At 69.8% G+C, this 14,658-nt stretch carries 11 protein-coding genes; 4 read left to right on the plus strand and 7 right to left on the minus strand.

The genetic code is table 11. The features are described from left to right. Position 1: 1 nt before the first annotated feature. Entirely contained in the window at positions 2-835 is an 834-nt protein-coding gene (locus CQZ88_RS06600; protein ID WP_029546831.1) for an alpha/beta fold hydrolase, read from the minus strand. A 281-nt stretch (positions 836-1,116) separates the two neighbouring features. Beyond that, complete coding sequence (locus CQZ88_RS06605) at positions 1,117-1,848, minus strand: MerR family transcriptional regulator (RefSeq protein ID WP_102799440.1); 732 nt, start codon at positions 1,846-1,848, stop codon at positions 1,117-1,119. 54 nt (positions 1,849-1,902) lie between these two features. On the opposite strand from CQZ88_RS06605, the gene CQZ88_RS06610 reads away from it, so the two are divergent. Then, positions 1,903-2,211 carry a hypothetical protein gene (locus CQZ88_RS06610; RefSeq protein ID WP_029546830.1) on the plus strand — a complete coding sequence of 103 codons (309 nt, stop codon included), beginning with the start codon at positions 1,903-1,905 and terminating at the stop codon, positions 2,209-2,211. Positions 2,212-2,287: 76 nt separating this feature from the next. On the opposite strand, the gene CQZ88_RS06615 is transcribed toward CQZ88_RS06610, so the two are convergent. The 5 genes from CQZ88_RS06615 to CQZ88_RS06635 form a co-directional block, all read right to left on the minus strand. Continuing rightward, a complete protein-coding gene (locus CQZ88_RS06615) occupies positions 2,288-3,202 on the minus strand; it encodes a cutinase family protein (RefSeq protein ID WP_006942159.1) in 915 nt (304 codons plus the stop codon). Between the two features lie 91 nt (positions 3,203-3,293). Continuing rightward, the gene (locus CQZ88_RS06620; protein ID WP_231385978.1) at positions 3,294-4,073 is read right to left on the minus strand and encodes a YncE family protein; all 780 of its coding nucleotides are present in this window, start codon (positions 4,071-4,073) and stop codon (positions 3,294-3,296) included. A gap of 106 nt (positions 4,074-4,179) precedes the next feature. Further along, positions 4,180-5,631 (minus strand): glutamate synthase subunit beta, encoded by a 1,452-nt coding sequence (locus CQZ88_RS06625; protein ID WP_006942164.1) that lies wholly within the window; start codon positions 5,629-5,631, stop codon positions 4,180-4,182. After that, positions 5,624-10,219: a glutamate synthase large subunit gene (gene gltB / locus CQZ88_RS06630; RefSeq protein ID WP_006942166.1), complete on the minus strand. Its 4,596-nt coding sequence runs from the start codon at positions 10,217-10,219 to the stop codon at positions 5,624-5,626. The genes CQZ88_RS06625 and gltB overlap by 8 nt, the downstream gene beginning before the upstream one ends. Before the next feature lie 320 nt (positions 10,220-10,539). Continuing rightward, positions 10,540-11,091 carry a TetR/AcrR family transcriptional regulator gene (locus CQZ88_RS06635; protein WP_006942168.1) on the minus strand — a complete coding sequence of 184 codons (552 nt, stop codon included), beginning with the start codon at positions 11,089-11,091 and terminating at the stop codon, positions 10,540-10,542. Between the two features lie 55 nt (positions 11,092-11,146). On the opposite strand from CQZ88_RS06635, the gene CQZ88_RS06640 reads away from it, so the two are divergent. From CQZ88_RS06640 to CQZ88_RS06650, 3 genes are all read left to right on the plus strand, one after another. Continuing rightward, entirely contained in the window at positions 11,147-12,178 is a 1,032-nt protein-coding gene (locus CQZ88_RS06640; RefSeq protein WP_029546828.1) for an FAD-dependent monooxygenase, read from the plus strand. A 146-nt stretch (positions 12,179-12,324) separates the two neighbouring features. Continuing rightward, a complete protein-coding gene (locus CQZ88_RS06645) occupies positions 12,325-13,971 on the plus strand; it encodes an acetolactate synthase (RefSeq protein ID WP_102799441.1) in 1,647 nt (548 codons plus the stop codon). Positions 13,972-14,291: 320 nt separating this feature from the next. Further along, on the plus strand, positions 14,292-14,624 hold the full coding sequence (locus CQZ88_RS06650; protein ID WP_029546827.1) for a hypothetical protein: 333 nt from the start codon (positions 14,292-14,294) through the stop codon (positions 14,622-14,624). The last annotated feature ends 34 nt before the right edge of the window (positions 14,625-14,658 follow it).

The raw sequence follows: 14,658 nt of genomic DNA on the forward strand, positions 1-14,658 counted from the left end.
TCTACTTGGCGAGGAACTCGAGCAGGGCCGCATTGACCTCTTCGCCGTGCGTCCACAGCAGCCCGTGCGGGGCGCCTTCGATCTCGACGTAGTCGGCGGCGGGCAGGCGCTTGGCGAACTCCCGAGCGGTGGCGTCGATGGGCAGGATGTTGTCGGCGGTGCCGTGGACGATCAGTGCCGGCACGTCGATCTTCGGGATGTCCTCGCGGAAGTCGGTGAGCCAGGTGGGCTGGGCGGCGACCGACGCGTACGGTGAGGCCCCCGCGGCCACCTGCCAGCTGGCTCGCAGAGCCTCCTCGCTCAGCCGGGTGCCGAGGTAGTCGTCGGTGTTGAAGAAGTTCCGGAAGAAGTCCGTGAAGAAGGCGTACCGATCCGCCTCGACCGCGGCCCGCAGTCCGTCGAAGACCTCCCGGGGTACACCGGTCGGATTGTCGTCGGTGCGCAGCAGGAACGGTTCGAGGGAGCCGAGGAAGGCCGCCTTCGCCACCCGCTGCGAGCCGTGAGTCCCCAGATAGCGGCCGACCTCACCGGTGCCCATGGAGAAACCGACGAGAACCACGTCCCGCAGATCGAGGGTGGACAGGACGGTGTGGAGGTCCGCGGCGAAGGTGTCGTAGTCGTAGCCGATCGTCGGCTTGCTCGAGCGTCCGAAGCCCCGACGGTCGTAGGTGATGACGCGGTAGCCGGCCTCGAGCAATGCGGCGGTCTGCTTCTCCCACGACGTGCCGCTCAGCGGATAGCCGTGGATGAGTACCACCGGTTGCCCGGAACCGTGGTCCTCGTAGTAGAGCTCGATCGGGGTGGAATTCTCGGTGCCGACGGCGATGTAGCCCATCATGGTCCTCTCGTAGCTGGAGACGTACCACTGGTTTTCGGAATGCCCGGTGCGAGCCTATAGCGATCTGTCGGACATCTCCGCCCGTCACCACGAATTCACCGCCGACACCGGCATACCCGTCTACTCCTGCGAGCCACACCCACCCTGGCACAGGGGAACCAGCGAGAACGCAGATCAGCTTGTGCAGCAGCACTTTCCACGAGCACCGCATCCTGCGACGTTTGCCCTGTCGTTGCGCGGCGAGCGCCGACGGATTCACCGTTGTCCGCAACGTCGAGTCACGGGTCCAGTTCTGTGCGGATGAGCGTGTCGAGTCGCTGCCATGCCGGGGACGAGGCGTTGACCGCGCCCTGGATGAGTGCGGCGATATCGGAGGCTTCATCCAGCTCCGGTAGTTCGTCCCTGCCGTAGCGTTCCCGGGTCGCCCCGGTAATCCGGCGGGCAAGGTCGTCGATGCGGGGATCGTGGGCATCGAGGTCGTGCGCGTGGTCGTAGTCGAGGAAGAGTTGCCGCAGCGCCGGGTCGGCCAGGATCTCGGCTTGGTCGTGAAACAGTGCGATCGCGCGGTCCGGGTGGGTGGCGAACACGAGGATCCACAGGTCACGTTGCAGCTCCACCCATCGAGGCGTGAAGCCCCAACGATCCAGGCGCTCCAGATGGATACCGACCTCGGGGGGCAGCGGTGTCAGATGCCCGGCGGCGAGCTGGCGCAGGCGCCCTTGCGTTGCCCGCAGGCCACGGATGCGGGCGGTGAGCTCGTCGTCGATCTCGCGCAGCGCCTGCTGGAACTCCTCGTCGGTCGCTGATCTCAGATCACGGATACGGGCCAGAGGGACGCCGGCTTCGGCGAGCGTCCGGATCTTGATCAGGTCGATGGCGTCGTTCGCGCCGTACCGCCGGTAGCCGGACGCATCGCGGTTCGGCTCGGGGAGCAGCCCCTTGTCGTGATAGACGCGGACGGTCTTGATCGACACACCCACGTACCCGGCCAGCTGCCCGATGGTGATCACCCGGCCATCGTCCCACTTGACCTTTCCCCAGGGGCAGGGTTGCACGATGGAGTCATGGCGAACACGAACTTCGATCGGGAGACCCTGCGCGAACTGGCCGATGCGGGCAGCGAGACCGCTCTGGACCGGCTGGCCGACCTCGCCGACGCAGCCGGTGACCTCGGGGAGCTGAACGAACTGTTGGACGAGGGATCCGTGCGCGCCGGGTTCCTGCTCACTCGGCGCGCGGCCGCGGCCGGCGACCTGCGCGAGCTGCAACGGATCTCCGACGCCGGGTACGACGAGGCCGGGAACGAACTGGACCGGCTGCTGAAGGCGCCGGCCGACGAACACCGGGATCGAGGATCCGATCGCCCGCTGTAGCGGCTCTCCAGGCGCCGCCCTGCCCGTCGCGCGGCATCACCGTGCGCGCACGACGCGGCTCGCGGACCGGCCGGCGTCAGACCTTGGAAGCCAGCCAGTTCCGCAGCCACGTCGTCGCCGAGGTGCCGCTCACGTCGACCGCGTAGTTGGAGTAGTCCTGGTGGATCTGCGACTCGTAGAACTGCCGGAGCTTGATCTCGCGTTCGTCGTTGGCCTGCTCGGTGAGCTGGGACTGCAGGATGGGCAGACCGCCCGCGTTCATCAGGTCCAGGTAGATGGCGTCGGCCTCGGCGCGGTACCGGTCGACGGCGGACGGGTCGCCGCCGGAGGCCATCGCGAGGAATCCGGCGGCGCGGGTGACGAAATCGTCCTTGGGCGTCGAGCAGTACAGGTCACCCACGGCGCAGAAGGTGCGGACATCGCCGCTGACGAACCCGAACCCGCCGATGCGGGGCCCGCCGGCGCCGTTGCCCGCGACGGGCGGGCCGACCAGGATGTCCGCCTCGGAACGGCGCGGGTCGGAGAGCAGGCCGACCGCGGCGAGCCGATGCGGCGGGACCACGCCGAAGCCCGTGCCGATCTCGGCGGCGAGATCGCCGGCCGCGTCGGCGCCCTGGCTGTAGCCGACGAGGGCGAACCGGGCGCCGGGGCACGCGGCCGCGGTGGCGGCGACGATGCCGCGGGCGTTGTCGACGGCCTCCTGCCGCGAGGCACCGTAGACTTCACCCTCCCACGGGAACGCCGTCGCGGCGTACCGGACGTAGTCCACCCGGGTGCCGGCGGGAAGGCCGGAGGTGACCGCGGCGAGCATGCCGTTGCCCCGCTGAGGATCGGGAGTATTCGAGGTTTCCCACGTGCCGGGCACGGCGACGACCTGTAGCTTCGGGCATCCGGCCGGGTCGGCCTGGACCGCGGGCGCCGTCGCAACCGACCCCACCACGGTCGCCGCGGCGACCGCCACCAGCGTCAACGCACTTCTCAACCCCACCACGGCCCCCTGAGGTCTCCTGCCGATCTCGACTCCGTCACGAAATGATGCCTAAGAAATATGACACAAAGATGAACGGGATGGGAGAGCATCTTTACTCGCGCAGGACGGTCACCACTCCTCCGCCGATGTTGGTGACGAACACGTTCCCCGCCCCGTAGTCGACCGCCGTCCCCACCGTGCCGCGGTCCACCACGCGCTGCAGCTGCCCAGGACGGTCCACGACGGTCACCGCCGAGCCGCCGATGTTGGTGACGAAGACGTTGCCGGTCAACGGATCCGTGACCACGACACCGGGAGGCAGCAGCTCCGCCGGCAGCGGTCCGACGGTCGGATCGTGGTCCGCGATCGTCACGTTGCCGGCGCCGATGTTCGTCACGTAGACGCCGTCGGTGCCGGCGTCGAGCGTGAGTTCGGGGGTGAGGCCCGCGAGCGGGGACGCCGCCGGCCGCTCCGGGGACGGCGACGGCCCGGCGAGAGTGCGGTCGCGGTCGACGGTGACCGTGCCGACGCCGAGGTTGGTGACCGCGACGTTGCCGTTACCGCCGTCCACGCGCATCTCGACGGGCGCGCCGGAGGATTCACCGGCCGCACCGGCGGCCGGGCGCGGCGGGACGGTCACCGACACGCCGCCCGGACCCACGTTCGTGATGCACGAGTTCCCCGCTCCCCCATCGACTCCGAGGAGGCGCAGGCCGTCGTACCCGACCACCGGCGGCGCCTGCGGCGTGCCGTTCACGGTGACGGCGCCGCCGACGTTGCGCACGCACTCGCCGGGGGCCTGCGCGGCGGCGGGAGCGGCCGCCAGCGCCGCCAGGGTTCCGGCCCCGAGCATTCCTGCCGCAAGTGATCGTCTCGTGATCCGGTGACCCATGCGCACGACCATAACGCGCGAACCGTCCCGAACGGACGAAACGGGACGGGCGCGCCCACCGGATTTCCGGTGGGCGCGCCCGTCGTGGGTTCTGCTACCTCAGCGCTCAGCGCTGCGGCATCGTGGTGGTGGTGATCGGCGAAGGGAGCACCGTTGCACCCTCGAGGTACCGATCGACCGCCGCCGCGCAGGAACGACCCTCCGCGATGGCCCACACGATGAGCGACTGACCACGGCCCATGTCGCCGGCGACGAAGACGCCGTCGACGTTGGTGGCCCACTCCGTCGAGCGGGCGACGTTGCCGCGCTCGTTCAGGTCCACGCCGAGGTCGGTGAGCAGGCCCGGCTTCTCGGGGCCGACGAAGCCCATGGCGAGCAGCACCAGGTCGGCCTCGAGTTCGAAGTCGGTGCCCTCGACCTTCTCGAAGCGGCCGTTCACCATCTTCACCTCGTGCGCCTTCAGGGCGGCGACCTTGCCGTCCTTGCCGACGAACTGCTCGGTGTTGACGGAGAACACGCGCTCGCCGCCCTCCTCGTGCGCGGAGGACACGCGGTACATCAGCGGGTAGGTCGGCCACGGGGTCGACTCGGCGCGCTGCTCCGGCGGACGCGGCATGATCTCGAACTGGTGCACGCTGGCCGCGCCCTGACGGTGCGAGGTGCCGAGGCAGTCGGCGCCGGTGTCACCGCCACCGATGATGACGACCTTCTTGCCCTTCGCCGTGATGGTCGGCTCCGACAGGTCGCCGAGCTGCACGCGGTTGGCGATCGGCAGGAACTCCATCGCCTGGTGGATGCCGTCGAGCTCACGACCGGGGATCGGCAGGTCACGGGCCTCGGTGGCGCCACCGGCGAGCACGACCGCGTCGAACTGCTCGCGCAGCTCGTCGGCGGTGATGTCGACACCGACGTTGACGCCCGCCTTGAAGACGGTGCCCTCGGCCTCCATCTGCGTGAGGCGGCGGTCGATGACGGCCTTCTCCATCTTGAACTCGGGGATGCCGTAGCGCAGCAGACCACCGATGCGGTCCTCGCGCTCGAACACGGTCACCGCGTGGCCGGCGCGGGTGAGCTGCTGCGCTGCAGCCAGACCCGCCGGACCGGAGCCGACGACCGCGACCTTCTTGCCGGTCAGCTTCGACGGCATGACCGGCGCGACCCAGCCCTCGTCGAAGGCCTTCTCGATGAGCTCGACCTCGACCTGCTTGATGGTCACCGGGTCCTGGTTGATGCCCAGGACGCAGGAGGCCTCACACGGTGCGGGGCACAGCCGGCCGGTGAACTCCGGAAAGTTGTTGGTGGCGTGCAGGCGCTCGATGCCGTCGTTCCACTTGCCCTTGTAGGCCAGGTCGTTCCACTCGGGAATCAGGTTCCCGAGGGGACAACCGTTGTGGCAGAACGGGATACCGCAGTCCATGCAGCGGCTGGCCTGGACCTGGAGGGTGTCGAGCGGGAACGGCTCGTACACCTCCTTCCAGTCGAGCAGCCGCAGCGGAACCGGCCGGCGCACAGGGGTTTCGCGCGAGCCGTGCTTGAGGAAACCGGTCGGATCAGCCACGAGCCGCCTCCATGATCGCCTCGTCCACGTTCGCGCCTCGAATCTCGGCGTCCTTGATTGCCATGAGTACCTTCTTGTAATCGCGAGGCATGACCTTCGCGAAGTGACTGACCTGCTGCGACCAGTCGGCCAGAATGCGGGCTGCAACCTCGGAGCCCGTCTCGTCACGATGGCGCTCGATGGCGCCCTTGAGCCAGAGGAAGTCCTCGCCCTCGAGGTCCTCGAGATCGACCAGCTCGGTGTTCAGGTTGTCCTCGAAGTCGCGATCGGGGTTGTACACGAACGCGACACCCCCGGACATGCCGGCGCCGAAATTGCGGCCGGTCTTGCCCAGGATGACCACCTTGCCACCGGTCATGTACTCGCAACCGTGGTCGCCGACGCCTTCGACGACGGCCGTGGCACCCGAGTTACGCACGGCGAACCGCTCACCCGCCACGCCGCGGATGAGAGCCTCGCCACTGGTGGCACCGAACAGGATCACGTTGCCGGCGACGATGTTGTCCTCGGCGACGAAGCCCGGCGCCGCGTTCAGCGGCGGGCGGACGACGATCCGGCCACCGGACAGGCCCTTTCCGACGAAGTCGTTGGCGTCGCCGAACAGCCGCAGCGTGATGCCCTTGGGCACGAACGCGCCGAAGCTGTTGCCGGCCGAACCGGTGAAGGTGATGTCGATCGTGTTGTCCGGCAAGCCCTCCCCGCCGTACACCTTGGTGAGCTCGTGGCCGAGCATGGTGCCGACGGTGCGGTTGACGTTGGCGATCTTGGTCTCGATCGTCACCGGCGTACCCGACTCGAGCGCCGGCCTCGCCTGCGTGATGAGCTCGTTGTCGAGCGCCTTGTCCAGGGCGTGGTCCTGCTCCTTGGTGCAGTGCAGGTCCTGCTCGCAGAAGATCGGCGAACGGGTCTGCTCCAGCAGCGGCGACAGGTCCAGCTTCGAGGCACGGTAGTGGTCGACGGCCTTGGTGGTGTCGAGCATGTCGACCCGGCCGATCGCCTCGTCGAGGGAGCGGAAGCCCAGCTCGGCCAGGTACTCGCGCACCTCCTCGGCGATGTAGAGCATGAAGTTCTCGACGAACTCCGGCTTGCCGGTGAACCGCTTGCGCAGCACCGGGTTCTGCGTCGCCACGCCCACCGGGCAGGTGTCGAGATGGCACACGCGCATCATGATGCAGCCGGACACCACCAGCGGAGCGGTGGCGAAGCCGAACTCCTCACCGCCGAGCAGGGCGGCGATGACCACGTCGCGGCCGGTCTTCATCTGCCCGTCCACCTGCACGACGATGCGGTCGCGCAGACCGTTGAGCAGCAGCGTCTGCTGCGTCTCGGCGAGGCCGAGCTCCCACGGCGCACCCGCGTGCTTGAGCGAGGTCAGCGGGGAGGCACCGGTGCCACCGTCGTGACCGGAGATCAGCACCACATCGGCGTGGGCCTTCGACACACCCGCGGCGACGGTGCCGACACCGATCTCGGAGACCAGCTTCACGTGGATGCGGGCCTGCGGGTTGGCGTTCTTCAGGTCGTGGATCAGCTGCGCGAGATCCTCGATCGAGTAGATGTCGTGGTGCGGCGGCGGCGAGATCAGGCCCACGCCCGGCGTCGAACCACGCACCTCGGCGACCCACGGGTACACCTTGTGCGGCGGCAGCTGACCACCCTCACCCGGCTTGGCGCCCTGCGCCATCTTGATCTGGATGTCGGTGCAGTTCGTCAGGTAGTGCGCGGTGACACCGAACCGGCCGGAGGCGACCTGCTTGATCGCCGAGCGACGCCAGTCGCCGTTCGCGTCCGGGGTGAAGCGGTCCGGATGCTCGCCGCCCTCACCGGAGTTCGAGCGGGCGCCGAGGCGGTTCATCGCGATCGCGAGGGTCTCGTGCGCCTCCGCGGAGATCGAGCCGTAGCTCATCGCGCCCGTGGAGAACCGCTTGACGATCTCGCTCGCCGGCTCGACCTCCTCGAGCGGCACCGCCGGGCGGGCACCCTTGCGGAACTCGAACAGGCCACGCAGCGACGCGAGCCGCTCCGACTGGTCGTCGACCAGCCTGGTGTACTCCTTGAAGATCGAGTACTGCCCGGTGCGGGTGGCGTGCTGGAGCTTGAACACCGTGTCCGGGTTGAACAGGTGGAACTCACCCTCGCGGCGCCACTGGTACTCGCCGCCGACCTCGAGCTCGCGGTGGGCGTGCTCCGACGGACGGTCCATGAAGGCGAGGGAGTGCCGGGCGGCGACGTCCTGGGCGATCTCGTCGAGGCCGATTCCGCCGAGCTGCGACTGCATCCCGGTGAAGTACTCGTCGACGACCTCCTGCGAGAGGCCGATCACCTGGAACAGCTGCGCACCGGTGTAGGAGGCGAGCGTGGAGATGCCCATCTTGGACATCACCTTGAGCACGCCCTTCGAGGCGGCCTTGATGTAGTTCGCGAGGGCCTTGTCGAGGGTGATGCCGTCCGGCAGGTCGCCGTTCTGCAGCAGCTCGTCGATGGTCTCGAAGGCCATGTACGGATTGACCACGGCCGCACCGAAACCGCACAGCGCGGCGATGTGGTGCACCTCGCGGGCGTCGCCGGCCTCGACGAGCAGGCCCACCTTGGTGCGGGTCTTCTCGCGGACGAGGTGGTGGTGCACCGCGGAGGTGAGCAGCAGCGACGGGATCGGCGCGAGGTTCTCGTCGGACTCGCGGTCCGACAGCAGGATCAGGCGCGCGCCCTTCTCGATGGCCTCGGAGACCTCGCCGCGGATGTTCTCGAGCGCGCGGCGCAGACCCTCGCCGCCCTCGGCGACGGGGTACAGGCCGCGGATGATGACGCTGTTGAAGCCGGGGAACTTGCCGTCGTCGTTGACGTGGATCAGCTTCTGCAGGTCGTCGTTGTCGATGACCGGCGCGGAGACGAGGATCTGCCGGCACGAGTCGGCGGTCGGGTTCAGCAGGTCGCCCTCGGGCCCGAGCATGCCGCCCAGGCTCGTGACGACCTCCTCCCGGATGGCGTCGAGCGGCGGGTTGGTGACCTGCGCGAACAGCTGCGAGAAGTAGTCGAACAGCATTCGCGGACGCGCGGAGAGCACGGCGATGGGGGTGTCGGTGCCCATCGAGCCGAGCGCCTCGCCGCCGGTCGCGGCCATCGGCTTGACCAGGAGGTTGACCTCCTCGCTGGTGTACCCGAACACCTGCTGCCGCAACACGACCCGCTCGTGCGACATGTAGGTGTACTTGCTCTCGGGCAGATCCTCGAGCCGGGCGATGCCCTGGTCGATCCACTCCTGGTAGGGGTGCTCGGCGGCGAGGGCGCTCTTGATCTCCTCGTCGTCGATGATGCGGCCCTGCGAGGTGTCGACGAGGAACATGCGACCGGGCTGCATGCGCAGCTTGCGCACGACCTTCTGCGGTTCGATGTCGAGCACGCCCACCTCGGAGGCCATGATCACGAGGCCGTCGTCGGTGACCCACACGCGCGACGGGCGCAGGCCGTTGCGGTCGAGGACCGCGCCGACGACGGTGCCGTCGGTGAAGCACACCGACGCCGGGCCGTCCCACGGCTCCATGAGCGCCGCGTGGTACTCGTAGAACGCGCGACGGGCCGGGTCCATGGACTCGTGCCGCTCCCACGCCTCGGGGATCATCATGAGCACGGCGTGCGGCAGGCTGCGGCCGCCGAGGTGCAGGAGTTCGAGCACCTCGTCGAAGCGGGCCGTGTCGGACGCGCCCTCGGTGCAGACCGGGAAGATCTTCTCGAGCTTCTCGCGGCCGCCGAACACGTCGGAGTCGATGAGCGCCTCGCGGGCACGCATCCAGTTGGCGTTGCCGGTGACGGTGTTGATCTCGCCGTTGTGGGCGACACGGCGGAACGGGTGCGCCAGCGGCCACGACGGGAAGGTGTTGGTGGAGAAGCGCGAGTGCACCAGGCCCAGCGCCGATTCGACGCGCTCGTCCTGCAGATCGCGGTAGAAGCCCTCGAGCTGCGGCGTGGTGAGCATGCCCTTGTAGACGAAGGTCGACGCCGACAGGCTCGGGAAGTACACCGTCTCGCTGCCGGGGCCGTCCTGGCCGGCGCCCTCGCGGCCGAGCTCGTGCTCGGTGCGCTTGCGGACCACGTAGGCCCGCCGCTCGAGCTCCAGGCCACCGAGGGTCCGGTCGGGCGAGGTGATGAAGATCTGGCGGAAGCTCGGCATCGCCTGCCGGGCCAGCGTTCCCAGGTCGGAGGGGTCGACGGGAACCTCGCGCCAGCCGAGGACCTGCAGGCCCTCCTCGGCGACGATCGCGTCGACCGCGGCGACGGCCTCGTCGGCGGCCTTCTCGTCCTGCGGCAGGAAGGCGATGCCGGTGGCGTAGAAGCCGATCGGCGGCAGGTCGAAGTCGACGACCTCACGGAGGTAGCGGTCCGGGACCTGGATGAGAATGCCGGCACCGTCGCCGGTGTTCGACTCGGAGCCCGCCGCGCCGCGGTGCTCGAGGTTCACCAGAGCGGTGATCGCCTTCTCCACGATGTCCCGGCTGCGGCGACCATGCATGTCGACGACGAATGCGACACCACAGGCGTCGTGCTCGTTCGCCGGGTGGTAGAGCCCTTGCGGCCCGGGAAGATGCTTCATACCTAGCCTTCGTTGCGTTAGATTGCAGCGACGACCAGCAGCGCTGATGGCCATCTACTTGCGTGAGCAAGTACCGACACGTGGTGGATCGGCACCGATCACCGTTCAGTATCCGCCCTTCCGCGACGATGCGGGTGCCAATTTTCGGCAGCTCGGGCCGGACCTCCCGGTCGGCTTGGACGTCGTGTGTCCACCGTGTTGCGTACAACGATATGTCAGCCGCCGGGGGACGACGCAACCAAGGCTATCCTATCCATCCCTAACGAGCCGGTGACCGCCCGTTAACACGCGGTTGACGCACGACCGGGCGGCGCGCCTCGTCACCGCAGCGCGCGCACCATCCGGCGGAGGTCGTCGCGCGGGTCGAGATCCACATCGTCCGAGGTCAGACGGTGCAGGATCATCCCGTCGAGGTGGTCGGTGAGCACGCGCGCCCCGGCGACGGGATCCGAGGATCCGAGGGCGGCGAGCACCGCCAGACCCATGCCCCGCAGTTCGTCGCGGCGTCGCTGCACGGACCGTCGCAGCGACGGCGAGGCGGTGGCCTCGACGAAAAGCGCGAACCGGGCGCGGGTACGTACGGCATCGGGGCCTGTCGCGAACATCACGTACCCGGCGAGCATGTCGACGAGCTCCTCCTCGGTGCGCGGGAGGTTTCCGCCGCCGAGGACGGCGACGTCGGCCCGGTCGCGCTCGACGAGGCGGTCGAGGACGCCCTCGAGCAGGGCCCGGCGGGTGCGGAAGTAGTTCGACGTGGAACCGGCCGGCACGCCGGCGGCCGCGTCCACCCCGCGATGAGTGAGCCCGCGCAACCCTTCCCGGCCGAGCAGGTCGATCGCGGCGTCGAGCACCGCTGCGCGCTTGTCGGTCACATCTCGACACTACAACAGTAGTGACATGACACTACATCCGTAGTACCTTGACTTCATGACCAGGAACAACGGCGGCAAGGCCGCGATCCTCGGCGGGGGCATCGGCGGGCTCACCGCAGCGAATGCACTGATCCGGCGGGGCTGGCACGTCGACGTGTTCGAGCGCTCCCCCGCGCTGCCGCCCACCGGGACGGCCCTGGGAATGTGGCCGGCCGCGCTCGACGCACTCGCCTCGGCAGGGCTCGGCGGCGGCGTCGAGCGGCTCGGCGTCGCACTGGACCGCGGCGCGATCATGCGGCCCGACGGCCGCGAGCTCGCACGGTTTCGCACCCGGCGTCCCGCCGTACTGCTCTCCCGGCCGGCCCTGCTGGGCCTGCTCGCCGCGGGCCTGCCCGACGAGGCGGTACGGCTCGGCCGGCCCGCTCCGCCGCTGACCGAGCTCGCCGGCTACGACATCGTGATCGGCGCGGACGGCCTGGGCAGTCCGACCCGTGACGCCCTCTTCGGCCCGGACCACCGGCCCGTCCACGCCGGCATCGCGGCGTGGCGCGGCTGGGTGGACGGCACCGTGGACACCGCGACCGAGACGTGGGGGGCGGGTGCGCTGTTCGGCATCACGCCCCGCGAGGGCGGCCTGATCAACTGGTTCGCCGCCGTCCGCGCGCCGGCCGGCACCACCGGCGGCGTCGACGACCTCGTCGCCCGGTTCGGCGACTGGCATCCGGCCGTGCGCGACGTGCTGAACCGCCTGGATCCGGCGACGGTGCTCCACCACGAGATCTACCAGTCCCCGCCGCTGCCGTCGTACGTGCGCGGCAACGTCGCACTGCTCGGCGACGCCGCCCATGCCATGACCCCCAACCTCGGCCGCGGTGCCTGCGAGGCGATCGTCGACGCGGCCACCCTCGCGGATCTGCTCGCCCGGTTCGACGTGCGCGACGCGCTCGGCCGGTACGACCGGGCCCGGCGACGCGCCACCCGGCTTCTCGTGCGGGCGTCGTACGCGGCGAGCCGGGTGACCACCGCCGAGCACTGGACGGGCCTGCGCGACGCCGTGGTCGGCCTCGCGACCCGGCGAGGGGCGTGACGCATCCACCGGTGTGTCTTTCCAGCTGTACTACAACAACTTTCGATCGGAAGCCGGCCTCCGCCCCGGACCCCCGGCCCGGCGACCACGCTCGTGTTCCCCCGAACCCGCCCCACGGCAGTGCCCTCGGCCGTACCCTTCGCGCCATGAGCCCGGACCTCGAGGGGCACGGCGGCGATCACGCCGCGGCGGTGGCCCGCTCCCACGGCGTCGAGACGATGTTCACCCTCTCCGGCGCGCACGTGTTCCCGCTGTACGACGCCGCGGTCAAGGGTGAAGCACGCATGCGGCTGATCGACGTGCGCCACGAGCAGACCGCGGTGTTCGCCGCCGAGGCCACCGGCAAGCTCCTGCGGCATCCCGGGCTGGCCGTGCTCACCGCCGGGCCGGGCGTGACGAACGGCGTCAGTGCCGTCACCCAGGCGTACTTCGCGGGGTCGCCGCTGGTGGTGCTCGGCGGCCGCGCACCCAACGCCCGCTGGGGCACGGGCAGCCTGCAGGAACTCGACCAGCCGCCGCTGCTGTCCACCGTCACGAAGCTGTCCGAGACGGCGGCGACCGTGGATCGCGTCGGCCCGCTGGTCGACGAGGCGTTCACGGCGGCCCGCACGTCGCACCGGGGGCCGGCGTTCGTGGACGTGCCGATGGACGAACTGTTCGGCCGTGCCACCCTGCCGCGTCCGTCGCCGCCGGCCGCGGTCCGGCTCGAGCCCGACTCCGAGTCGCTGGCGGAGATCGCCGCCCTGCTCACCGGGGCACGGCGGCCGCTGCTGGTGCTGGGTACCGACGTGTGGGCCGATCACGCCGAGGAGGCGGCACTGCGGTTCGTCGACGAGGCCGGCATCCCGGTGATCACCAACGGCATGGGCCGCGGGGTGGTCCCGGGTGGCCATCCCCTCCTCGTCACCAAGGCCCGCGGCACCGCGGTGGGGACCTGCGACCTGGCGATCGTCGTGGGCACCCCACTGGACTTCCGCCTCGGCTACGGCCGGTTCGGTGGGCGCGACGGCGCGCCCACGGCCCGGGTGGTGCACGTGGCCGACTCCCCCGGTCAGGTGTCGGCACACGCCGAACTCGCCGGCTCGGTGTCCGGCGACCTCACGGCGTGCCTCGACGGCATCCTGTCGGCGCTGTCGTCGCGCCCGGACACGGACGTCTGGGTGACCGGACTGCGCGACGAAGTAACTGCCGCCGCGGCGCGCGACGCCGCCCTGCTGGCCGCCGAGGCCGATCCGATCCACCCGGCCCGGATCTACGGCGAACTGCTGCCGCGGGTGGCCGAAGACGCCGTGGTCATCGGCGACGGCGGCGACTTCGTGTCGTTCGCCGGCAAGTTCGTCGAGCCGAAGCGGCCCGGGCAGTGGCTCGATCCGGGGCCGTACGGCTGTCTCGGCGCCGGGCTCGGCGCGGCCGTCGCGGCGCGGGTGGCGCGGCCGTCGAGTCAGGTGGTGCTGCTGCTCGGCGACGGTGCTGCCGGTCTGTCGCTGATGGATATCGACACCCTCGTGCGGCACGAGCTGCCCGTGGTGATCGTGGTGGGCAACAACTCGGCGTGGGGACTCGAGAAGGGACCGATGCAGCTGCTGTACGGGTACGACGTGGCAGCCGACCTGGCGCCGGGCACGCGGTACGACCTGGTCGCGACCGCTCTCGGGGCGGGCGGTGAGCTGGTGACGGATCCGCGGGAGCTCGGTCCGGCGCTGGACCGGGCCTTCGCGTCCGGGGTGCCGTATCTGGTGAACGTGCTGACGGACGTCACGGCGGCGTATCCGCGGGGCACCACAGGAATCTGAGAGCGGCCGGATCACCTAGCACGCGAACGTAAAAACCCCATAAATAACAACTGACCGCAGCGATTAAATCAGCTGCGGTCAGCGGTATCGAAAGGGTAACAGGGGGTGGTTAGGGTACGGAAACAAAAGTTCCGTGAAGTGAGTCACATCAGGTTTGACCCTGTTCAGCCCCGGGAACCGTCCCCGGACGCGGATGCGCGGAGATGTCCGTCACAGGGCAACTGATTGAACACTCAACCATCTGGGCAAACGTCCCGAGTCGGGCAAAACAGTCCGTGCATCCTGCATGCAGGACGCGGGTACGTGCCAGACTGCTCGCCATGAGCACGACCCGCACGGCAACCCGCACGACCGCCCGGCCCGCGCGAGGGGGCGCGACGAACCTCGTCGACCTCGCGGCGGCCGGCGACGAGCACACCGTCGCCGACGCCCATCAGGGCCAGGTGTTCCTCGGCATCCTCCACCGCGAGAACGACAGCGTCGCCGCGGCACTCACGACCGCCGAGACCTGCGCGCGGATCGAACGCGGCAGCGGCTCCGTCGCCGCCGCACAGCGATACGAGGCGGAGGCCCGGCGGCTGCGCGAGACCCAGCGGGAACTGCACTGCATGATCGCGAACCTGCGGACGCGCTTCGCCGGCTCCGGCTCCTGAGCGGGCGCGCCGAGCGACCGGACAACGACTCGGG

This window comes from Rhodococcus sp. ENV425 (assembly GCF_002887785.1).
GTDB classification, from domain to species: domain Bacteria; phylum Actinomycetota; class Actinomycetes; order Mycobacteriales; family Mycobacteriaceae; genus Rhodococcus; species Rhodococcus aetherivorans.

Excerpts from the sequence above, each read along its gene's own strand:
- gltB (WP_006942166.1), bottom strand. The coding sequence starts at position 10,219 with ATGAAGCATCTTCCCGGGCCGCAAGGGCTCTACCACCCGGCGAACGAG.
- CQZ88_RS06640 (WP_029546828.1), top strand. The coding sequence starts at position 11,147 with ATGACCAGGAACAACGGCGGCAAGGCCGCGATCCTCGGCGGGGGCATC.
- CQZ88_RS06610 (WP_029546830.1), top strand. The coding sequence starts at position 1,903 with ATGGCGAACACGAACTTCGATCGGGAGACCCTGCGCGAACTGGCCGAT.
- CQZ88_RS06600 (WP_029546831.1), bottom strand. The coding sequence starts at position 835 with ATGGGCTACATCGCCGTCGGCACCGAGAATTCCACCCCGATCGAGCTC.
- CQZ88_RS06650 (WP_029546827.1), top strand. The coding sequence starts at position 14,292 with ATGAGCACGACCCGCACGGCAACCCGCACGACCGCCCGGCCCGCGCGA.
- CQZ88_RS06620 (WP_231385978.1), bottom strand. The coding sequence starts at position 4,073 with ATGGGTCACCGGATCACGAGACGATCACTTGCGGCAGGAATGCTCGGG.
- CQZ88_RS06645 (WP_102799441.1), top strand. The coding sequence starts at position 12,325 with ATGAGCCCGGACCTCGAGGGGCACGGCGGCGATCACGCCGCGGCGGTG.